Genomic DNA, 21,448 nt, shown 5'->3' with positions numbered 1-21,448 from the left:
TCCTTGATGGTTATTCTTTTTTTCTTCCTCGCGCACTGGTACCTGTCGGTTCTGATGCAGACCATTTTCTTACACCGCTATGCGGCCCACCAGATGTTCACGATGAGCAAAGGCTGGGAAAAAGTCTTTTACGTACTGACCTTCGTTGGGCAGGGGTCATCGTTTCTGAGTCCGCGCGCGTACGGTATCATGCACCGTTTACATCACGCCCACGCCGATACCGAGCAGGACCCGCACTCGCCCGAGTTTTCCAAGAATCTGTTCGATATGATGTGGAAGACGCGGCAGTATTACAACGACATCCTGAACAACCGGGATTCGATTCCGGCCAGGTTCAAAAAGGGGGTGCCCAACTGGGCATGGATGGAGCGGTTCGGAGACCGTTGGCCGGTGCGACTGACCTGGATCGCGGTTTACACGCTGATTTACGTGCAGTTTGCGGTGTCCCCTTGGTTATTTCTGCTGCTACCAGTTCATTTTTTGATGGGACCGGTTCACGGAGCGATTATCAACTGGTACGCCCACCGCTACGGCTACACGAACTTCACAGTAAACGATACCGCGAAGAATTTACTGCCCTTTGATTTTCTGATGATGGGCGAATCGTACCACAACAATCACCACAAATTCGGTGGTCGCCCGAACTTCGGCGGCTTCCGCTGGCACGAATTTGATCCCGCTTACCCGCTTCTCAAGATACTGGACTCGCTGAACGTGATCAAGTTGCGCGTTGGCCGCGACGAAGCGTACATGTAGCCTTCGACAGCCCGTACATTCTCCAGATGACCCGGTCAGATCGGATTGCCGATACATGGCCGGGTCATTTGCGCATCGCTAGTAGTCCCAGCAGTGGCCCAGGCAGCAGCACGTAAAACAATTCGCCCGATAGACCGAGGTGGGTCAGCAACCACGCCATCAGTTGAATGGACAGGACTGTCAGCAGAAAGCCCAAACTGGTAACGAGCGTCAGAATACTGCCCCGACTGTCAATCGTAGCCCGGCTGGCGACAAGCGTCGAAAATTGCGGAGAATCGCCCGCAGCGGCAGCACCCCAGACAAGGAGAAACAATCCGAATCCCAACGGAGACAGGGCCAGCAACCACGGCAGCAGCAGAATACAGATTGCTGAGATCAGCAGAAAATACCGAGCCACCCGCGTACTGCCGATTCGCCCGGCAAGGTAACCCCCTCCTACGCAGCCGATAGCACCCGAAGCAATCGCCCCAAACGCCCATACCGAATGGTCTATTCGTGTGTCGGGATGGAGTTGGCTATAGTAACTGACTAAAGCGGGCAGGAAAGCCCATAGGGTGTACACTTCCCACATATGCCCGAAATAGCCGAGCATGGCCGGTCGAAAGGCCGAGGGCCTACCCAGGGCCAGTAACGCCTGAAAGCGGAAGAGACTATTCCTGTTCCGGGCTGGTTCCGAGGGCACAGTCAGGAACAGTAAAATACCCCCGCTAACGGCTAACAAACTAACCGACAGCATGAGGGTTCGGTACGGTATACTTGCGCCCAATCCCCGGATCAGATGCGGGAAAGCGGTACCCAACACCAACGCGCCAACCAGAAAGCCCATCGCCCGACCCAGCCCGGTTTTGAAGCGGTCAGCGGCAATTTTCATTCCGACGGGATAGACACCCGCCAGAAAAAAGCCGGTCATAAATCGACTGGCTAAAATGAGTGTTGCGTTGATTGGAAAAATCAACCAGACAAGATTCGCCAGTGCCGCCAGCCCTACCGACACCAGAAAAACAGTCGTTGACCGAAAGCGGTCGGGAATGGCGAGTATCGCATAAAGCAGCGTCCCGGCAATAAAGCCAATCTGAACCGAGGACGTAATCCAGCTAATCAGCGTGTTTGCTTTCAGCAGCGGTTGCAGCTCAGGCAAAATAGCGTTACCGGCAAACCAAAGCGACGTACCCGCAAACTGGGCAAAGACTACAACCAGTAACTGACCATTGACGCGCGAGGAAAAAAACATCCCCAAAGATAGCGATTCAGCACGAACAGGTGACGGTCATCCGCTTGCTCCGGGACTACACGCTAAGCTTCTTCCAACGCATGCCAATGGTGGCAATCAGCAGCATCGTCGCTGAACTGACGGGCATTAGAATAGCCGCTACTACCGGCGACAGATTACCCGTCAAGGCGTAGGACAGCCCGACAAAATTATACAACAGCGACACGATAAAGCTGAACCGGATTACCCGCATACCGAAGCGGGTGTAACGCAACATACCGGGCAGTTTGGGCAGTGACGACGCTTCGAGAATGGCATCGCTGGCGGGCGTAAACTGAATGGTGTCGTCGGTAAGCGCAATGCCTACGTCGGCCTGTTTCAACGCCCCGGCATCATTCAGTCCGTCACCAATCATCATGACGCGACGCCCCTGTTGCTGCAACTGCTGAACGACGGTAAGTTTTTGCTGCGGCTGGCAATTGAACGTCATCGCATCCGGCGCAAACCAGCGGGCCAGTTCGGGTCGGGCCGTATCGTTGTCGCCCGAAAGCAGGTAAAGCGCGTGCGTCGTTTTCAGCGCATCCAGCATCGCATCCAGGCCCGGCCGGTATTGATTCGGAAAGCAAAAACAGCCCCGGTATTTGCCTTCAATCGACAGATGAACGGTTGTGCCGGTCGACAGGTGTCCGTCCGTTGGTGCATCGTCTCCCCCATTGACAAACGTGCGGGAACCTACTTTGATCAGCCAGTCGTCAACGAGCCCCTGGATACCGTGGCCGGGAATTTCGGTGAATCCGTCAATCCGCAACGGCAGGGCATCCGTTAGGTGTGAAGTCAGTTTGCGGCTCAGCGGGTGAGCCGACTGCCGCACCAGCGACGCGACCAACGACCGTTCGTAGGCGGTCAGCGGCTGGTCGAACGAGTCCACTACCAAGGTTGGTGTCGTAGTCGTCAGCGTGCCGGTTTTATCAAAAACGACTGTATCGCAGGCGGCCATCTGCTCGATGACTTCCGCATTTTTGAGGTAAAGCTTTTGTTTACTCAATTTGCGCAGACCGTTGCCGAGCGCAAACGGATACGACAGCGAGAGCGCGCAGGGACAGGCAATGATCAGTACCGCCGTAAACGCGTTGATGGCACGGGCCGGATCGTGGGTGTACCAGTACAAACTGACGAGCGTCGCCAGCGTAATGACCGTTAGGGTGAAGTACTTACCGACTGCATCAGCGAAGGTCAGGATGCGTGAACTGTCGCCCTTGCGGAAGGCGTCGTTGTTCCAGAGTTGCGTCAGGTAGCTTTGCGATACGTTCCGAACGACTTCCAGCTCGATGGCTTCACCAATCTGCTTGCCTCCGGCGTAAAGCAGCGCACCGGGTTGCCGGGATTCCGGCTCCGACTCGCCCGTTACGAAGCTGTAATCGATCATCCCCTGCCCTTTGTACAGTATTCCATCGGCGGGAATCAGTTCGTGGTTTCGCACCCGGATTCGGTCGCCTTTACGCAGCTGCGCCACCGGAACGGCAGTTTCACCACTCGCTTTCAAAACCGTTACGGCCAGCGGGAAATACGACTTATAATCACGTTCGAAGGACAGAAATTCGTGAGTTCGCTGCTGAAACCATTTTCCGCATAACAGAAAGAAGACCAGTCCGGTGAGCGAATCGAAATACCCCGCGCCATCGATAAACAGCACTTCGTAACTCCCCCGAAAGAAAGCCACGAGAATACCCAATAGAATAGGCAAATCAATGTTGATCATGCCTTTCTTCAAGCTCGTCCAAACCGATTCGAAATACCCTGACGCCGAATACGCCACGACCGGAATCGCCAGTAGCATATTGACAATCCCAAACAAATGCTTGAACGACGGGTCGTCGAGGCCAAGGTATTCGGGGAAGCTGAACAGCATGATGTTTCCCGAACAGAAACCCGCCAGCGCCAGCCGATACAGCAACGGACGATATGACGGTTTTTGCTGTTCTTTGACCACGTCGTTGAGGCTAATCAACGGCTCATAGCCAACCGACGTAAGCAGTTCGACTACTTGCCGAAGCGTTAGCTTACTAGGCTGGTAGGTCAGGTGAACCTGCTTTTTCAGAAAGTCAATGCGCGACTGCTGAATACCGGGGTCGATTCGATACAGGTGCTCAAGCAGCCACAAACACGAACTACAGTGAATGGTCGGTACGTAAAACGTAACCTTGGCGACCGACTCATTAGAAAACTCCAGCAACTGCGCTACAATATCGGGATGATCCAGAAAATCGAATTGGGTGGTGCGGGCCCTGTTCTCCTTATGGTTGACTCCTGATCTGGACTGGTCATCAAGGCTCTCTTTCAGAGTATAGTATTGACAAAGCTGGTGCTGGCTCAGGATGCTGTACACCGTTTTGCAGCCGTCGCAGCAGAAGTACTTTTCCTCGTACCGGATGTCGTGATCGGTGCAGTCGTTACCGCAGTGGTAGCAGGTCGTTGATGCAATCGTTGCCGTATTCATACCTCAGAAATTTAAAGCAAGTTGGCAACCGCCAGCGCGTTAAACCCTGACGTTTATCAGCCGCTGACCTGATACGGCTCAACGTTTGGGTAGCCGTCTCGGGCAAACTTTGTCTACCGAACCAACGAATCGCTATGAACGCACTCATTCAGAAATACAACGTTCCCGGTCCGCGCTATACCAGTTACCCAACCGTACCATTCTGGGATGAATCTATGTTCAGCGAAACGGCCTGGGTACGCAACCTGCGCCGGGCTTTTTCGGTCAGCAACAGCACAACGGGCATCAGCCTGTACATTCACCTGCCCTACTGCGAAAGCCTGTGTACGTTCTGTGGTTGCAACAAGCGCATCACCCGGAACCACAATGTCGAAGGTCCGTACGTCGACGCACTGCTGACCGAGTGGAATACCTACTGTGATCTACTTCAGAGTGCCGGATCGGAACGCCCGCGCATTGCCGAACTTCATCTGGGCGGGGGTACGCCGAGCTTTTTTTCGTCGGACCAGCTTAACCGCTTGTTAACCGGCATTTTCAGTCAGGCCACGCCAGCCGAATCGACCGATTATGGCTGGGAAGGACACCCCAACAATACCACCCGCGAGCATTTGCAAACGCTTTACGATTTTGGCTTCCGGCGCGTGAGCTTTGGCGTGCAGGACTACGACCCGAAAGTCCAGCGGGCCATTCACCGCATTCAGCCGTTCGAGAACGTGAAGCAGGTGACGGACTGGGCGCGGCAGATTGGCTATACGTCGATCAGCCATGATCTAATGTTTGGGCTACCCTTTCAGACCGCCGATGCGATCACCAACACCATTTACAAAACGCTGACGCTCCGCCCCGACCGCATCGCGTTTTACTCCTACGCACACGTCCCCTGGATCGAAGGCGTCAACGGACAGCGGGGTTTTCAGGACAAGGATTTGCCCACCGGCGATCAGAAACGCATCCTCTACGAAACCGGACGCGACTTACTGGAACAGGCGGGATACGTCGAGATCGGAATGGACCATTTTGCCCTTTCTCACGACTCCCTGTACAAATCCCTGAAAAACAAGACACTGCATCGGAACTTCATGGGCTACACCACGACCCAGACGCGCCTGTTGCTCGGTCTTGGGGCATCGTCCATCAGCGATGTCTGGTCGGCGTTTGCCCAGAATGAGAAAGACCTGGATACGTATATAAACCGGGCCAATGCCGGAGAACTTCCGCTGCTGCGGGGGCACGTCCTCGATGATCAGGACCAGTTTTTACGCCGACAGATCTTGAACATCATGTGTCAGGGGCAGACGCAATGGCCGCTGGGCAGCTGGTCAAGAAAGGAATGGGAAGTGTTGAGCGCCCGACTGGAATCGTTCTGGCTCGACGGACTGCTGGATTACGATGTGGAAGGCTTGCGCGTCCATTCAGAAGGGCGGCCATTTCTACGCAACATCTGCATGGCCTTCGATGAACGGCTCAATTACGCCCAACCCCAAACGCGCCTGTTCTCTCAGACAGTATAAACGGCAGACGGGTGGTGTCGGTTTTCGGTGGTGTCGGCGGGGCCGCCCGCACGGTTCTCAAAACCGACACCACTCACCCAGCATCACATTACGCATTTTACGGATTCTGGACAATACTGTTTCTCAAAACCAACATTTTATGTTAGCTATTAGTGTCGGTTTTGAGAACCGCGCGGGCGGCCCCGCCGACACCACTCACCCAGTGAGGTTCTAGCGCGTATACAGATTACCTTTGGCAATGGTCGATTCGTATTCACCGCTGATTGTTTCCAGGAATTTACCGGTTACCCAGCCAATATCCGAGTTGCGGACAAACACAAATCGTTTCGGTTCCGAACCGGTGTTGTACGCTTTCATAATCGCTTCCAGCCACAACGCCCCGGCAATCAACTGTTTCTCATTGAACTGACTTTGGAGGGCAATTACGTCTTTTTCGGCTTTACTGCGCACGTCAGGGTTTGTCACATCGGCTAAATCAGGCTGTATCAATGCTTTATAATCCGTCAGGGCTAAACGCTTGAATCGCTCAACATCTTCAGTAGTGATGGCAACAGCGGCTACGTTCGACCGATCAGGATAAAGGTAGGTAACCAGTGCCAGCGCCACATCGCCCCCAACGCCTACCGTCTGGTGATTCTGTAGACCGGCTCCTGCTTCTTTCAGACGAGCCTTGAGGTCAGTGTTAGCCAGATTATCAACGACTCGCTGTGCTTCCCGCTTGTAGGCATCCATCCCCAGCGAACGCTTGCTGTCGATCTGATTGACAAGGGTATTGACCCCAACGGGCAAGGCTAAGGCATGGAACCCTTTATCGACCTGGTTGATATCCTTTCGGCTGGCTTCTTTGTCAAAATAGCCACCCATTGTATTCGCGCTCCCGATATTGAGCGCCGAGGTAGTCGGCCATACTTTACGGGGAATCGCACCTACTGTAAATAACTGGGCTTCACGGGTGGGCGTTAGTGTCGTATCGATCTGAACGGCTCCGTTCGGAATCACGCGCATCAACTGTCGGTAGAGGGCCAATTTGCTTTCCGGCGACCGGGTCAATCCTTCGTTTACGTCGCTGTTGAAGACGATGAAGATGCGCTCGTTGGGAATGTTGTACCGCCGGATCGAATCCAGGCCGATCCGTAACGCATCCTGACCACCTTTAAACGATTTAGAAGCATCAGCAACCAGCACCTCGGTCGGAATCGTAAAGCTGGAGCGAATATCTTTCTCATAAAAATCGCTTTCGTACCTGGTTTTGAAGATAGCTACCTTCACCCCCGCAGCGCCCACCTGAATACCGGCGTAAACGTTTTTGCTGGAAATATCCCGGATCACTTCGTTGACGGCCCAACCGCTGGCTACGTATTTGAGCTTGGCGTACTGGCTTCGTGCAAGTTCCAGATAGCGAAGCGCACTAGTGGTGTCTTTAATATCCTTGAACGAAAGGCCCATCAATTCATTGGTAATGGCCTCCCAGTATAAATTTTTCGACTTAACCGCTGGCATCGCCCGTTGCAACAGGCTAATGGACTCCTGCGACTTATCCACTTCGCGAAGAGTATTCGCCAGTTTGATGTATTGAATGGCCTGCGTTAAATTCTTTGCGTTTTGTGCATGACCCGGCATTTGTGCAGCACACAGGGTTAACAAAAGCATGAGGACATTTTTCATAACGTTTTAAGTTTAAATAGGCGACAAAACGTAAATACTAGCTCCTATAATCTAAAGAACCAAAACGATAACAAGCGAATTTGTATCCATTGACGCCACAAAAGCTATCTACCAGATAAACAGCTAGTTATCATTTTATTACACATACGTTTGAGTCGGAGCAATAGATGTCGTTCGAGAAAAAATTCTGGTAAGACCTGTCCAAGAAAGGTGACAGCCGTTCGGATCATAACAAAACGTGTGAGCCTTGTGTGCGGTCAGGTTTGAGAACCAGTATTGTCCACAATGTTGAGTTTGCTCCGGTCCTATTCTCTTCTTTGGTGGTGTCGGCGGGGCCGCCCGCGCGGCATCATATCAAGCATTTTACGGATTTCAGACAATACTAGTTTGAGAACCTGACCGCACACAAGGCTCACAGCACAGTCAATCGTTTTTACGCGAATTTCAGATCAAAAGAAGCGCGCTTTATCGACCGCAGATCCCCTTAAAATCGCAGTACTGACACACTTCAATCTGATCAGTCTTGCGGAACGGCTCCGCGCCATCGAGCATTTTTTGGATCAATGCCTTTAGCAGCGCTTCCGAATCGGTAATGTACTGCGCCGGGCTATCGTCCGTCCCGAAGGCAACCGGATTGGATTTAAATCCGCCCTTGAGATCGCGAAATGAGTAAAATCCGGCTTCTACAGGCAGGTTCGTGGCCGGATAGATATTTTGTTTCGCCCGGTCGCGGGGCAGGCCGCCGTGATCGTTGATGTTTTTGAGCGCCAGATACCGATACAGCCAAAGCTGACGCATTTTATCCTCCCGACCGTCGTTCAACAGTTTTTCGGCTAGGTCTTTGGGCGCTTTTTCGGGCAAATCGACTTTGCCGGTTTTGTAATCGACGATGCGAATCTGATCGCCAACGCGCTCGATGCGGTCAATCTTTCCGGCAATGCGCACCCGAATCGATTCACCGGTTGACAGCGGTACGGTCAGGTAGGTTTCGAGGGTTTGCTCGGTTCCGATGACCGTCAGGTCCGTCTGTTCGCTTTGCTGGCGGTAGAAGTCGAGCATGAGTTTTTTAGCCAGATCGTACAGCAACAGGTTCATACCCGACTCGATTACCCGACCTTTCATGGACACGGCGAACTCTTCTTCCAGCAGTTTCTGGACAATCGATTCGTCAACGGGTTCGCCTTTGAGCCGGTAATCCACATCCATGCGTTCGAGCACTTTGTGCAGCCAGCTACCGAACTCAGCCGCCCCCATCTTTTCCTCGATTTCTTCTTCCTCGCTGATGTTCACAATCCGGCTGAAATAAAACCGCATCGAACAGGTAACGAACTGATTCAGATACGAAGGATACAACCCTTTGGTCGTCAGTAGCTTGATCAGATCCGCGCGAACGCTATCCGTTTTGGGGACGCTTAGATCGGTTGTATCCACCGCCTGCCCCGTACCCGCCCGACCAAAGCGCACCGTCGGGTGGCTAATGCGGATGAGACCATTCGCACGGGGAACCAGTTCATGCTCGATTTGCCGAATAAACCGGCTAGGCTCTCCTTTGCTGCTGCCATAAGCGTCGGTGGAGGTAGTGTGCAGCAATACAATATCGCTGGCTCGTTGCAGCAATCGGTAGAAGTGGTACGCCATGACGGATTCCTGCTCCCGGTAGGTAGGCATGCCCAACTCGCTGGCAATGTCGAATGGAATCAGCGAATTCAACTTGCGCGACTGCGGCAGAATACCTTCGTTGACGGATAAGATAATAACCCGTTCAAAGTCGAGCGCCCGCGTTTCCAGCATCCCCATCACCTGCAACTGGCTTTTGCCTTCGCTCGTAAACGGGATACTCGTCTGCCGGATCAATTCGTACAAAAACTGCCGGAAGCTCCGTACCGTAACGGCGGTGTCGGCATGAACGGATTGGTCTTGCCGTTCGAGCGTGGCTTCCAGTTGTTTGAGCAGCGTAAAAAATAGGTACAGGTATTCGATTTCAATAGCATCCTGACTGGTTCGGTACACCTCGCGCAGCAATTCAATCAGGTCATACAGGCACTGGATCGCTTTTATCGGCTCTTCGTTGGGCCAGCGCGAAAACAACACCCGAACCAGCGGATCATTCTGACCCAGTTCGGCCATCTCGCGTTCGGTCAGGTATACACGCTGGTCCTTAACGATGGTTTTGGCAATCCACTGAAATAACGGTTCCGGTGGTAATACCTCCCCTGATTCAAGCACCTCACCCGGCCATTGAAGCCCATGGATCCGTTCGTACTGTTTGATGAAGGGGTGGTTCAACACCTTGACAACGTGCCGGTGGTGGTACTTCGGAATCCGTAGGTTACGACCATCTTTTGTGCGGAACTCGTGCACCGTCCGCTGCATCTCGAACAGGGTATCGACCAGCGTAAACAGCAGGGAACTGCGCAGCGAAAGACCCATCGTTACGTTTAGATCGGTCACGCTCTCGTCCAGTGCGTACAGGACAGGCATCAGCAGCGTTTCGTCAGCCAGCACAATCGCCGTTTTAGGCCGTGACGTGTTATACTTATGGCCTCCTGTAGTCTGCCAGTCCTGATAAATCTTGCCCGCTACCTTCGCCTGCATACTGGCGTTGGGTACGCCTACTACGCGGATATTTTTTTCGGTACCGAGCAGGTTGTTGGACAACTGATCCAGATCTTCCCGGTTTTGTTTGGAGAATAACCAGCCGTTGTCGCGGTAGCGACGCAAAAACTCACCGGCTTCCTGCCCCCAGTCGTTGATGTAATATTGGTCGGCATCCCAGATTAGCTCGGCTTTATTGGCATCTACCAACACGCGGATAATCTGTTCCTCGGCCCGGCTCAGAGCGTTAAACCCCACGAAATAAACGCGCTCGTACGCCAGATTATCCCGAATCAGCGATTCAACGTTTTGGGCCAACTGTCGGTAGGCCATACCCCGGTAAGCCAGCCCCTGATCCATGAGACGCTTTTGCAGGGCGTGATACGCCGTTTGCAGATTTTCGAAGAGCTTGAAGTAGCGGGCGGTACCGGGCGTCTCAACAATTGGTTTAGCCGACGACGGTTGGTTGACCTGCCAGCGTTCAAGGGCTTTAGCCGCCGTCAGGTAACTAAACAGTTCGCTCGTACTAATAAGATACTGATCGATCCGGTCAAAGTCGGTCAACAATACTGATGCCCAGCCGATAAACTGCTCAAATTCAACCAGCGGGTCTATTTCCCGGAAAACGTCGTAGAGATCGAATAACAGACTGACCGAATCCGTGAGCTGTACACCAGCCGCCTGGGTGATAAAATCATCGACGGCTAAGGCATGAGGAGCCAGAAACGGACGATCCGAAAGCGCGGCCAATTCTTCCAGAAAGACGGAAACAGCCCGGCGCGTAGGCAAAATAACCCAAACATCGCTAAGGCTAGGGCCGTGCGTGTCAAATATGCGTTGAGCGGTTTGTTGAAGAAAAGTCAACTGGTATTACTCGTTAGTCAGACAGTAAAGGTACAACTTGTTGGGCACTGCCTGACCGCTTTCTTTCCCGCTCAGCTATTTTTAGTGCATTCGGTCACCCCGCACGTCCAGATTCGCTATGATGTCGGCTTCCACGGCCAGAAACTCTTTCCACCGCTCCCGTACCCGTTCGGCGGGCAGGTACGTTTCGGCCAGTTCGATGAAATTACGGTAGTGACCCGCTTCGGAAATCATCAGTTCACGGTAAAACTTTTTCAAGCCTTCATCGGCAATGTTTTCCGAAAGCAGTTTGAAGCGTTCGCAGCTGCGAGCTTCGATCAACGCATTCATTAACATGTTATCCATCAACTGCTCTTTCTGATCATTGGTCGACCGGCGCAACCGGGACCGCAACTGGTTCACGTACTCATCTTTCCGCTGACGACCCAACGGAATATTTCGTTTGCGCAGCTCTTTCAGCACCCGCTGAAAATGCCCCCACTCCTCGGCAACAATTGGCGTCAGTGCCTCCACCAACTCTTCTTTGTCGAAGTATTGTAAAATTAGCGAAATGCACGATGAAGCGGCTTTCTGTTCGCAGTACGCGTGATCAATAAGGATCTCGCCGATGTTCATTTCGGCAATGTTCACCCAGCGCGGGTCGGTAGGCAGTTCGAGTCCTAAAGTTGTAAGCGACATGAAAAAAGTCGGTAGTCGTTTGTCAATTAAAACGAAACAAAGTTAGCCACATTTGACGAACGACTACCGACCGATGCGTATCTGTTTTTACGCTTATCTCGGCGCTTTGAATTTGAACAGCCGATACGGATCAGTGCGCTCCAGACGCGGGATGTGTAATTGCGAAGTCGTCACGTACACCGAACTGTCGGGATCGTACGCAAAGCTGTCGGGCCATTTCAGGCGGGTATCTTCGACAACGCGCTGTAAATCACCGGCGGGGGTCAGCCGCTCAACGGCATTTTGCTGAATGTACGTCAGATACAGATTTCCGGCTGGGTCGAACAACATGCCGTCAACGGGGTCCGTATCCCGTACTTTTTCGACCCGCTGGTTCAGCTGGCTTTCCGACAGGCTTTCGTCCTGCAAAGCCGCCGTTGCAATCCGGTACAGTGGCCGCGCGGTGATAGCGTGGAAATATACATAATCGCGCTGGGGTGTCAGACCGATACCATCGGCGTCGAATGAAGGAACCTTACCAGCATTGTTGCGCCAGACGCGTCCCTCGGCCGTAACGACAACCCCTTCCGATTTTGTGGTCGGACTGCGGCTGAGCAACCGCCGGGCTTTCCCCGTAGTTAGGTTTACCACGATTAATGCACCCTGGCCCGAATCCGTGATGTACGCGTAGTTTTTCTGCGTATCGATGCGTACGTCATTCAAGTAGCTGGTCGGATAAACGATCATCTCGTCTTCGAAAACGATGCGCTGAATAAGAGCACCCGTCGCTGGATTGAACTTCAGCAGCTTGGCCCCACCTTTCACCACGCCCCGCATCTGGGGAGAAGCCGGGTCGAGCACCCACAGGTTGTTCTGATCATCAACGTGGACACTTTGCACGCAGATAAAATGATCCTGCGGAGGCAGCGACGGATTCCAGTTGTTCCAGTCCGCATTGGGGAAGGGCGTCGCCTGCGCTCCGCTTACGTAAGCGACGGAGTACGGTATGGTGTCGGTTTCCATGCGGGGGTAGTTGGCGAAAACGCGTCCATCCCGCGCTACGGCAACCCCCGTCCACTGCACCTGCGACGTTGCCACTTCGGTCAGCGTAGCCCCCGGCAGCGGGTCCTGACCATCTTCGTCTTTGGTGTTACAGCCCATTGCGGCAAAAAATGCCAGCGCCAGGAGCCGGGTTGGCCAGTACGTTGTTTTCATAGAGCGTTGAGATATCCAATTTGATTGTTAGGTCTTCATCCGCGTACTCGTTCTTTTGTTTCCAAACAGGCAGCGAGTCCAGCTTATGGGATAAAAATTGAGGTTTTGGTCACCGATCCGGAATCTGAACCGGAGCTACGCTGTTTTATAGGTACGGTTTACGCTATGATGTACTGGAAAAACGCCTGGGTTTTTATAAGCCTGTTCTTAGGAACAAATCTCTTTTTTTTATCCTGCCAGCAGGCTCCGACAACGGCAGCTACGGAGAACACCAATCCAGTCGATACCCGCCTGGCAACACTTCCGGCATTAAAACCGGGCGAGGCCATTGCCACGCTGGCGGGCGGCTGTTTCTGGGCGACGGAAAAAGAAATGAAATCATTGAAGGGCGTTCGGGCGGTCATTTCGGGCTACGCGGGTGGTGATCTGGAATACCCAACGTATGAGCAGGTCGGCACCGATCAGACGGGCCATGCCGAAACGGTTCAGGTTTATTACGATCCTCGCCAACTTTCGTACGATACCCTACTCGATGCTTTTTTCGCGGGTCACGATGCGACCCAGCTTAACCGGCAGGGTCCTGACGTGGGCAAGCATTACCGCTCAGCTGTTTTTTACCGCACTTCCGTCGAAAAAGCGCAAATCGAAGCCGCTATCCAGCGTGAATCGGCCAATCACAAAGCGCCCATCGTCACCCAGGTGGTTCCCTTTACCGCGTTTTACCCGGCAGAGATGTACCACCAGAACTACTACGAGCAACATCCGTACAGCTTGTATATTCATCTGGTTTCGGAACCGAAAGTAAAGAAGTTTGAGGAACGGATGCGGAATCACCTGAAAGAATGAGTATTCATGCATAGATAGGCTAGCTTGCATGATAAGAGCGTTTTTGTCATGCTGACCGGTCCGCCGGTGCGGCAGGAAGCATCTTCGGTAGCAGGCAAAAAGGTCACCTTCGAAGATGCTTCCTACGTCAGCATGACAAAAATTTTGATTACACTACTTAGCTTATTTGTGGCTTTCTAAAACGATTAATCAAACATTCGGCCCGCCCTAGAACTTATTATCAGGCTAGGCAACCGTTCGGCCAGAATCATACCGCATGATCGGTCCGGACCTAGTAACATTGTTCTGTATTTCACACACGGGTGACCCCGAAATGAAAACAAACTATGCCAGAACCTGATAAATCGCTCGGTCGAAAAATTTTGAATTTCTTCGTAAAAGAAGAAGATCCGGGAATCGCCACAGGCACTAAACCTACCCCTGCCCCGACGGCACCACGTCCAGCCAGTGCCCCCAATCCGCAACCCACGCAGCCCACAGCGGTAACCCCGACGGGTACCGTAGACTCGAAGTTTGCGGAACATCTGGCGAATGTGCTGGCTCAGAACAACCCGCCCGGTCCCGATTATTTTGAGTTTAGCGAAACCCTGCGAAGCCTGTCCAATCTGGGACTACCCGAAGATAAACAGTTTCAGGCAGCCTGGGCGAGTTTTAAAGCGCTTGGCGGGCCGAACGACATTTCGGTACTGACCAAAACGGCAAATGGGTATATTGCAGCGCTCAACAACGACCGCGATGCGTTCAGCAAAAGCGTCGATGTGGCGCTAGCAGATCGGGTTGGCGGTTTGCAGAACGAGGAAAAGCGGCTACAAACCGAAAACGAAGCGCTGGCCAAACAATTGGTTGAGATTCAGCAGAAGATCAACGCTAACAACGACCGACTGTCGGCCATTGGTGGAGAGATTACCGAGCAAAGCGCGAAGATTACGCAGAATCGGCAGAATTACGAAGTGACCTTTGCGCACTTCACCGAGCAGATCAAAAGCGATATGGCGAAACTAACCCAGTATCTGAAATAAGGACTTTGTTTTCAAGACATTAGTTTTCAGAGACTAACGCACGCTGAGCCTATTATAAGCTTATAAGCAGAACCCCTAAACGTACTACTACATACATGGCTACTCCTGATTTTTCACAACTTGGTGGCAGTACGGACGCCGAAAAACGTTCGTTCTGGAGCCGCCCCGAAGGTCTTTTTGGTATGATCGTGCTGGCTGGCATTGCCGGTTTCAGCCTCTATCACCTGAACGCAATTCTCGAATTTCTGATTCGGGCCACCTCAAACGTGCTTGAACTGGCGCTTCTACTGGGCGCGTTAGGCGTTCTTATTTTTCTATTTACCAGCCGCGACGTGCGGACGGCGATGTTCTTTCTTTTTAAATCGTTGATGCGCAGCATTACGGGTACGGTCATCCAGTTGAACCCGATTGCCATCATGAAAATCTACGTGCAGGATCTAAAAGACAAGCGTCAGAAAATGCAGGGCCAGATCAACACGCTGGCGGGGCAACTGGTGAAACTCAACAAGCGCATCAACGAAAACAACGAATCGATCAAGCAGAAATTTGCGGAAGCAAACAAAGCAAACTCGATGAGCGATAAGCCGGGTATGCGCGAGTCGGCTCAACTGGCGACCATCGAAGGCGCAGGCTTGCAGGAGATGAACGAAAAGCTACTGCCTCTTCAGCGGAACATGAAACAGGTGCTGGCTTTCATGGAAAAAGTAAACCAGAGCGCCGATTACATCATTAAAGAAACCGAAATCAAAGTCCGGCTCAAAGAAACGGAATACCAGATCGTTAAAGAAAGCTCGAACGCGCTAAAAACTGCCGTGAGTATTTTCAAAGGCGACCCGGACAAGAAGTTTTATTTCGACCAGTCGATGGAATACATTCAGGACGATATGAGCCAGAAACTCGGCGAGATGAAACGGGCGATGGACCTGTCGATGGACTTCATCAATGGCGTAGATATCCAGAACGGTATCCTGTCCGACAAAGGGGAAGCCTTGCTGGAAGCTTACAACAAAGGCGAGTTCAAGATGGTGCAGCTCGACGCCCCCGCTCAGCCAGTCATCACGGCTCCGAACCCTCCCAAAGATGCTGGTTATCGGAACTTGCTAGACTAATTTCATCGAGCGGTTGAGTGAATGAGTGATGCAGCGAATTATCACTCAGCCGCTTTTTTTTCACACAATCGCTCATTCACCCAATCACTCAATAAAACTATGCAACGATTAACCGTAGCCGGTCGGCTGCTTATTACGGCTCTCATTTTAGCCGCTATCTTTTTCGGATTCCGCTACTTTGGCGGCAACGATGCCCTGCGCAAACTATCCCCGAAACAATCGGAAGAGTCCGCTACCCTTCCCCGGTCTGACGACCAGACCTCCACAGCCTCGTCGGATGAATCGTCGGCTTCTGACAATGGATCATCGTCAAGTTCGTCATCGGATGAAGCATCTAGCAATAGTAATGCCGGGCGGTCGTTCAATTATACCCCTCCTGCTCCCAACGGTGGAAAGTTAAAAGGCGTGGTCGAACTGGGAGCCAGCGGATTCAACTCGTTCATTATTCGCGTTGACGATCAGAAAAACTGGAAGCTCGAAAAAGCGGAATTTGGCAATAGCCTCGTTATCGAGAATATGGCGTCCGACGACGATGTCCGTTCGGGATTGAAAAGCTACATCGGCAAAATGCTTGACTTCGGCGTGAGTGGCCGCGACATTCACTTTGTGGTCAGCTCGGGCGCAGTGAAAGCGGATGGAACGCAGAAGATTATCCGTGCGCTGAAATCGCTTAATTACTTCGTCAATACCGTAACGCCGGAGCAGGAGGGTTCGCTGGGCCTGCGGTCGGTGTTGCCCGCCGATTACGAGAGCAATTCATTCGTTGTTGATATCGGTTCGGGAAACACCAAAATTTCATGGAAAGAAGGTGGTTCGACCAAAGCGTTGGAAACGTACGGAGCCAAGTATTTTCAGAACGGCACGAGCGACGAAGCGGTTGCTACGGAAGTAAAAGCCAAAGCAAAACAAGTACCGGACGATCATCGCAAAACCTGTTTTATCATCGGTGGCGTACCCTTCGAACTGGCCAAAGCGGTTCGGAAAGGCAAAGAGCGCTACACGGTTCTCGATGCACCTTCTGCTTACAAGCTGGACAACGCTAAGTCGAAAGCGGGTTTAAACATCTACAAAGCCATCGCCGACGCGACCGGCTGCGATCAATTCGTGTTCGACTGGGATTCGAACTTCACGATTGGTTTCCTGCTGGCGATGCCGAAATAATCATCACAACCATACACCAAACAGCCGGGCTACTTAGCAGTACGCCCGGCTGTTTGGTTTTATAGCTAAACTGATTTGAACTAGCGTGCGGTCAGGTTCTTAAACCTGACCGTTAAGATTTCTCACCGGGTCGGTTTTTGAGAAACAGTATCGTCCGGAATCCGCAAAAAAAACGTGATGTGATGCTGGATGAGTGATGTCGGCGGGGCCGCCCGCGCGGTTCTCAAAACCGACATCACTCATCCAACACGGCTTTATGCAATAATATACGGACTAGTAGCGAAAATACGTACATTTGATTTTTACAAATCGGACCTGGTATGGAAACGACAACGCTGGAAGGATTTTACAAAGAAATTTCGGATCTCATTCCCCAGGATATAAACAAAGAGATCGGGCATTTCAACGTTTTCAAAATAGCGGACATAAGCGCTAAATACAAGCTGAAGCCGTTTATGCCTTACAACCGGCGGTCCTACTATAAAATCAGTCTGATCATTGGGCACAATAAAGCGGAATACGCTGACAAGGTTATCGACATTGAAAAGAATGCGCTCTTGTTTGCCACGCCGAAAATCCCGTATCACTACCTGCCACAGGACGACAACCAATCCGGCTTCTTCTGCATTTTTACGGATGATTTCCTGGTCCAGTCAAAAAGTAGCGTCATCTTAGACGAGCTACCGATTTTCAAGCCGGGGGGCTACCCTATTTTTCAACTGTCTGACGAAGAGGTTACTGAGTTGCTGTATATTTTCCAGAAAATGCACAAAGAGCTATCGTCGGATTACGCCTACAAGTACGATCTACTGCGTAACTACGTGCTGGAACTGATTCACTATGGTCAGAAATTACAGCCCGCTACGGCTCTTTACCCGACTCATACCGCTTCCGCACGGGTTTCCTCGTTGTTTATCGAATTGCTTGAGCGGCAATTTCCCATCGAATCGCCCCACCAGAAGCTCAACCTCCGCACCGCTAAAGATTTCGCCGATCAACTGTCGGTCCACGTCAATCATTTGAATAAAGTTCTGAAAGAAAATACGGGGAAAACCACGACCAGTCTGATCAGTAGCCGAGTCATTCAGGAAGCAAAAATCCTCCTGAAGAAAACGGATTGGAGCATTACTGAAATTGCCTACAGCCTGGGTTTTGAGGAAGTCGCCCATTTCTCCAACTTTTTCCGAAAACAAACCTCGTTTTCTCCACTCGCTTTCCGAGCCTGAAAACGGGGCAGCATTTGAATCTTGCAAACAATGGATTGATGCTTGCAACTGCTTAAACCAGATAATGCGCCAACTTTGTCCTACTCAAATCACAACGATATGGACGCACAAAGTAAAATCGCATTGGTTACCGGCGGAAGCCGAGGGTTAGGCCGGAATATGGCGATCAACCTTGCCAAAAAAGGGATTGATGTCGTACTTACCTACAACAGCAATCAGGAGGAAGCGGATAAAGTAGTAGCGGAAATCCAGGCACTCGGCCAGAAAGCCAGCGCCTTTCAATTGGATGCCAGCAACGTGAAATCGTTCGACGGCTTTTTCGGGCAGGTGACCGCCTACCTGAACGATACGTACGGCGCTCCCCGCTTTGATTTCCTGATCAACAATGCCGGAACAGCTCTCTATTCTTTATTTGCCGAAACCACCGAAGAACAGTTCGACACGGTCCTGAATGTTCATTATAAAGGTGTGTTTTTCCTCACCCAGAAAGCATTACCGTTTATCAACGACGGGGGCCGCATCATCAACATTTCGTCGGGACTTGCGCGCATTACCTATCCGGGTTCATCGGCCTACGGCTCCATGAAAGGTGCGGTCGAAGTGCTTACGCGTTATCTGGCGAAAGAATTAGGCCCCCGAGGTATTGCTGCGAACGTAGTGGCTCCCGGAGCGATTGAAACCGATTTCGGTGGCGGGCGCGTACGGGATAACCAGGATCTAAACGCACAAATAGCCAGTCAGACCGCCCTGGGCCGCGTAGGTTTGCCCGACGACATTGGGGGCGTGGTCGCGTTTCTGTGTACGGATGACGCCCGCTGGATCAACGGTCAACGCATTGAAGTATCGGGCGGTCAAGCGATCTAATCAGCCATGAAACTACTGAGCGGGGCACTGCTGATCATCACTGTTATCCTGAGTGTACGGCATGGCTGGGCAGGACTTTCCATGAAACCGGAAACATCCGATATGCTTACCGAGCTGGGATTAGGAACCAACAGAACCATCCTTTATCTGATAAGCGTACTTACGTTAAGCGTTGCCTTATTGGTCCTGTTTCCGCAGACGTTTTTTGCGGGTAATCTCATCAACGCAGGCATCATACTACTCATTATGGCGCTGTCCCTGAATGTAGGTAATCTGAAAACGGCTTTACTTGAGATCCCGTTTCTACTGATTCCGCTGGTTTTGATTTATCTGGGGCACCCGCTGAAAAAGTAAAGTTAATTCGGGCCGGAAGTTCGTAGCTTAATAGGTCGTCTAAAATGGTCTTTCTTACTCCTTTTGGCATGGCTTCTATCGTCGAAATGACAAACCCACGTATAGGCGTGGGATCAGCGGTACCATCCGTGGTGTCGGCGGGGCCGCCCGCGCGGACGACAACCTATTAAGCTTTACAAAGCAATTCACGGATATAGAAAAACCCCCTGATTGAAGTCAGGGGGTTTTCTACATAAACGAGTGTCTATTCAATTAGTATTTCGTACCAAAATCAGTCACCCAGTAATGTTTGTAGGTACTGCTGGCGGAGTATCCGTAGCCGACGCCTACTTCTTTGAAGTTAGCGCTCATAATGTTTTTGCAGTGGCCTTCCGATTTAAGCCAGCCATCGACAACCGCACGCGTTGTTGCGTAACCAGCGGCAATGTTTTCGCCAGCCGCCCGCCATTTGTATCCTTCGCGCGTCATACGGTCCCACGGCTGCGATCCATCCTTACCGGTATGGCTAAAGTAATTGTTGGTCGCCATATCGACCGCGTGTTTGTCCGAAGCCGACGTTAGCAGGCTGTTCAACGCCAGGGCCGGAACCGCCGGGTAAACGGTTGTCCCACATTGACAAGGCTTCGAGCGAGCCTGATTGATGTAGGTTAATACTTCCTGCTGCTGGGTTGAGGTCGATACTGCCGCCCGAGCCCCCGACAAATCGGGTGCCATACCAAGGGTTTCGCCAGCGCCCCCTTCTTTGTAAACGGACGAGGTTACGGGTGCGGGCGTTTGCGTTGTTTCCCGGTCGGACTGACAGGCAGCAGTAGCGCCAACTAAGGCAAGTACGCCTAACAGGTAGGTGATTTTCATAAGCAGATAAACCGTCTATTTGTTGATTAAACGGTAGGTCGCTCAGCTTAGTATTACGAAATAGTCAATCCAGTAAAATAAACGTTACATCCTTACTCTTTGGTAAACGAGATAAGAACAGAACTTCTAGTAAATGCAGGAATGCGTTTGTGCTTATTTTCGCTCCCAGTTCCCTTTTTCGGTCTGCGGGCGCAGGATATACACGTCAAGGATCGCGTTGGGCCGGGCGAGGTACTCGCGGATGAGTGTCCGGAGAGAATAGCCGTCTGGAACGTCCTGCGCGGCAAAGGCAATGGCTTCCATACCCTCGTGATTGCCGATGTAGAGGGCGCGGGCATTATGAAAGTTTTGCGAGATAATCGTGATCTTCTCCTGGTTGAACACGTCTTTGCAGCGTACGACCGAATCGAACGTTCGGTAACCGGCGTAATCGAGGGTCATTACAGAAGCCGGAACGCCTAACTTCACCAGCGCCCGCTGCATATCGACCGGTTCGTTGTAATACTCGGAGTCGTTATTACCGCTCAGGATAAGGTACTTGACTTTGCCTTCTTTCCATAATCGGGCAGTTGCTTCCATGCGGTAACGAAAAAACAGATTTTCTTTTCCCGACCGTACGAACTTACTGGTGCCGAGAACAAGGCCAACGTCATTGGCCGGTAATTCACTAATGTCGAAGAAAATCTGATCTTTTGTGCTTTGCACAACCCACCAGTTGCAGATCAATACGATGATGGAGCCACTGAAAGTAAGGGCAATAGCAATCTTAATCGTCCATTTGACCATACGAATGCCAACCGCTTCGCGCGGAGTGTCGTCACTATAGTCGGTGGCAAACGTCGTGTTCATTCTATTCGCTAAAATGTGGATTTTTCGTTAATCCAACAACATTACCAAATGGATCTTTATTTACTGCGGTTGCATTTTGCCACGTACGTTCTGCATTTTCGGCGAAAGCAGCGTACCTGAACTGATACTTTCCGCTTTACCTGCTGACCGCTGGGTTGATCGATAAACCTTATAGAACCCGATGCTGGGTTCTAT

General features: G+C 51.8%; 17 protein-coding genes. 9 read left to right on the top strand and 8 right to left on the bottom strand.

The genetic code is table 11. The annotated features are described in order from the left end of the window. The first annotated feature begins 6 nt into the window (after nt 1-6). On the top strand, nt 7-756 hold the full coding sequence (locus tag LQ777_RS11675; RefSeq protein WP_232562700.1) for an acyl-CoA desaturase: 750 nt from the start codon (nt 7-9) through the stop codon (nt 754-756). Between the two features lie 64 nt (nt 757-820). Here LQ777_RS11675 and LQ777_RS11670 read toward each other — a convergent pair whose 3' ends face one another. Both LQ777_RS11670 and LQ777_RS11665 read right to left on the bottom strand, forming a co-directional pair. After that, nucleotides 821-1,987, bottom strand: a complete 1,167-nt coding sequence (locus tag LQ777_RS11670) for an MFS transporter (RefSeq protein ID WP_232562699.1) — start codon at nt 1,985-1,987, stop codon at nt 821-823. A gap of 55 nt (nt 1,988-2,042) precedes the next feature. Further along, entirely contained in the window at nt 2,043-4,463 is a 2,421-nt protein-coding gene (locus LQ777_RS11665; RefSeq protein WP_232562698.1) for a heavy metal translocating P-type ATPase, read from the bottom strand. Nucleotides 4,464-4,597: 134 nt separating this feature from the next. On the opposite strand from LQ777_RS11665, the gene hemN reads away from it, so the two are divergent. Next, nucleotides 4,598-5,974: an oxygen-independent coproporphyrinogen III oxidase gene (hemN, locus tag LQ777_RS11660; RefSeq protein WP_232562697.1), complete on the top strand. Its 1,377-nt coding sequence runs from the start codon at nt 4,598-4,600 to the stop codon at nt 5,972-5,974. 210 nt (nt 5,975-6,184) lie between these two features. Here the strand turns inward: hemN and LQ777_RS11655 are convergent, their stop codons facing one another. The 4 genes from LQ777_RS11655 to LQ777_RS11640 form a co-directional block, all read right to left on the bottom strand. Continuing rightward, nucleotides 6,185-7,639 (bottom strand): tetratricopeptide repeat protein, encoded by a 1,455-nt coding sequence (locus LQ777_RS11655; protein ID WP_232562696.1) that lies wholly within the window; start codon nt 7,637-7,639, stop codon nt 6,185-6,187. Between the two features lie 465 nt (nt 7,640-8,104). Further along, nucleotides 8,105-11,098 (bottom strand): PD-(D/E)XK nuclease family protein, encoded by a 2,994-nt coding sequence (locus LQ777_RS11650; RefSeq protein ID WP_232562695.1) that lies wholly within the window; start codon nt 11,096-11,098, stop codon nt 8,105-8,107. An 81-nt stretch (nt 11,099-11,179) separates the two neighbouring features. Next, complete coding sequence (locus LQ777_RS11645; RefSeq protein WP_232562694.1) at nt 11,180-11,776, bottom strand: MiaE family protein; 597 nt, start codon at nt 11,774-11,776, stop codon at nt 11,180-11,182. Between the two features lie 93 nt (nt 11,777-11,869). Then, entirely contained in the window at nt 11,870-12,970 is a 1,101-nt protein-coding gene (locus tag LQ777_RS11640; RefSeq protein WP_232562693.1) for an SMP-30/gluconolactonase/LRE family protein, read from the bottom strand. A gap of 165 nt (nt 12,971-13,135) precedes the next feature. Between LQ777_RS11640 and msrA the strand changes: the two genes are divergently transcribed. From msrA to LQ777_RS11605, 7 genes are all read left to right on the top strand, one after another. After that, the gene (gene msrA / locus LQ777_RS11635; RefSeq protein ID WP_425276934.1) at nt 13,136-13,816 is read left to right on the top strand and encodes a peptide-methionine (S)-S-oxide reductase MsrA; all 681 of its coding nucleotides are present in this window, start codon (nt 13,136-13,138) and stop codon (nt 13,814-13,816) included. A gap of 326 nt (nt 13,817-14,142) precedes the next feature. After that, nucleotides 14,143-14,835 (top strand): hypothetical protein, encoded by a 693-nt coding sequence (locus LQ777_RS11630; RefSeq protein WP_232562692.1) that lies wholly within the window; start codon nt 14,143-14,145, stop codon nt 14,833-14,835. Nucleotides 14,836-14,930: 95 nt separating this feature from the next. Continuing rightward, on the top strand, nt 14,931-15,944 hold the full coding sequence (locus LQ777_RS11625) for a hypothetical protein (protein ID WP_232562691.1): 1,014 nt from the start codon (nt 14,931-14,933) through the stop codon (nt 15,942-15,944). Nucleotides 15,945-16,043: 99 nt separating this feature from the next. After that, nucleotides 16,044-17,105 (top strand): acetate and sugar kinases/Hsc70/actin family protein, encoded by a 1,062-nt coding sequence (locus tag LQ777_RS11620; RefSeq protein ID WP_232562690.1) that lies wholly within the window; start codon nt 16,044-16,046, stop codon nt 17,103-17,105. Nucleotides 17,106-17,425: 320 nt separating this feature from the next. Next, nucleotides 17,426-18,331: a helix-turn-helix domain-containing protein gene (locus LQ777_RS11615; RefSeq protein WP_232562689.1), complete on the top strand. Its 906-nt coding sequence runs from the start codon at nt 17,426-17,428 to the stop codon at nt 18,329-18,331. Nucleotides 18,332-18,430: 99 nt separating this feature from the next. Beyond that, nucleotides 18,431-19,195, top strand: a complete 765-nt coding sequence (locus LQ777_RS11610; RefSeq protein WP_232562688.1) for an SDR family NAD(P)-dependent oxidoreductase — start codon at nt 18,431-18,433, stop codon at nt 19,193-19,195. A 6-nt stretch (nt 19,196-19,201) separates the two neighbouring features. After that, on the top strand, nt 19,202-19,549 hold the full coding sequence (locus LQ777_RS11605; protein WP_232562687.1) for a hypothetical protein: 348 nt from the start codon (nt 19,202-19,204) through the stop codon (nt 19,547-19,549). Between the two features lie 252 nt (nt 19,550-19,801). Here the strand turns inward: LQ777_RS11605 and LQ777_RS11600 are convergent, their stop codons facing one another. Together LQ777_RS11600 and LQ777_RS11595 are read right to left on the bottom strand one after the other, a co-directional pair. Beyond that, entirely contained in the window at nt 19,802-20,404 is a 603-nt protein-coding gene (locus tag LQ777_RS11600; protein ID WP_232562686.1) for a CAP domain-containing protein, read from the bottom strand. Between the two features lie 153 nt (nt 20,405-20,557). Further along, nucleotides 20,558-21,253, bottom strand: coding sequence for a SanA/YdcF family protein (locus LQ777_RS11595; RefSeq protein ID WP_232562685.1), 696 nt, complete (start codon nt 21,251-21,253; stop codon nt 20,558-20,560). Between the last annotated feature and the right edge of the window lie 195 nt (nt 21,254-21,448).

It is taken from the genome of Spirosoma oryzicola (assembly GCF_021233055.1).
Lineage (GTDB): Bacteria > Bacteroidota > Bacteroidia > Cytophagales > Spirosomataceae > Spirosoma > Spirosoma oryzicola.
The sequence above is the reverse complement of the archived record's forward strand: the minus strand, read 5'-3'. Positions and strand labels throughout refer to the sequence as shown.

What these genes read in the sequence shown, in the direction of transcription:
- LQ777_RS11675 (WP_232562700.1), top strand. Translation starts at nt 7, where the DNA reads ATGGTTATTCTTTTTTTCTTCCTCGCGCACTGGTACCTGTCGGTTCTG.
- LQ777_RS11670 (WP_232562699.1), bottom strand. Translation starts at nt 1,987, where the DNA reads ATGTTTTTTTCCTCGCGCGTCAATGGTCAGTTACTGGTTGTAGTCTTT.
- LQ777_RS11665 (WP_232562698.1), bottom strand. Translation starts at nt 4,463, where the DNA reads ATGAATACGGCAACGATTGCATCAACGACCTGCTACCACTGCGGTAAC.
- hemN (WP_232562697.1), top strand. Translation starts at nt 4,598, where the DNA reads ATGAACGCACTCATTCAGAAATACAACGTTCCCGGTCCGCGCTATACC.
- LQ777_RS11655 (WP_232562696.1), bottom strand. Translation starts at nt 7,639, where the DNA reads ATGAAAAATGTCCTCATGCTTTTGTTAACCCTGTGTGCTGCACAAATG.
- LQ777_RS11645 (WP_232562694.1), bottom strand. Translation starts at nt 11,776, where the DNA reads ATGTCGCTTACAACTTTAGGACTCGAACTGCCTACCGACCCGCGCTGG.
- LQ777_RS11640 (WP_232562693.1), bottom strand. Translation starts at nt 12,970, where the DNA reads ATGAAAACAACGTACTGGCCAACCCGGCTCCTGGCGCTGGCATTTTTT.
- msrA (WP_425276934.1), top strand. Translation starts at nt 13,136, where the DNA reads ATGATGTACTGGAAAAACGCCTGGGTTTTTATAAGCCTGTTCTTAGGA.
- LQ777_RS11630 (WP_232562692.1), top strand. Translation starts at nt 14,143, where the DNA reads ATGCCAGAACCTGATAAATCGCTCGGTCGAAAAATTTTGAATTTCTTC.
- LQ777_RS11625 (WP_232562691.1), top strand. Translation starts at nt 14,931, where the DNA reads ATGGCTACTCCTGATTTTTCACAACTTGGTGGCAGTACGGACGCCGAA.
- LQ777_RS11620 (WP_232562690.1), top strand. Translation starts at nt 16,044, where the DNA reads ATGCAACGATTAACCGTAGCCGGTCGGCTGCTTATTACGGCTCTCATT.
- LQ777_RS11615 (WP_232562689.1), top strand. Translation starts at nt 17,426, where the DNA reads ATGGAAACGACAACGCTGGAAGGATTTTACAAAGAAATTTCGGATCTC.
- LQ777_RS11610 (WP_232562688.1), top strand. Translation starts at nt 18,431, where the DNA reads ATGGACGCACAAAGTAAAATCGCATTGGTTACCGGCGGAAGCCGAGGG.
- LQ777_RS11605 (WP_232562687.1), top strand. Translation starts at nt 19,202, where the DNA reads ATGAAACTACTGAGCGGGGCACTGCTGATCATCACTGTTATCCTGAGT.
- LQ777_RS11600 (WP_232562686.1), bottom strand. Translation starts at nt 20,404, where the DNA reads ATGAAAATCACCTACCTGTTAGGCGTACTTGCCTTAGTTGGCGCTACT.
- LQ777_RS11595 (WP_232562685.1), bottom strand. Translation starts at nt 21,253, where the DNA reads ATGAACACGACGTTTGCCACCGACTATAGTGACGACACTCCGCGCGAA.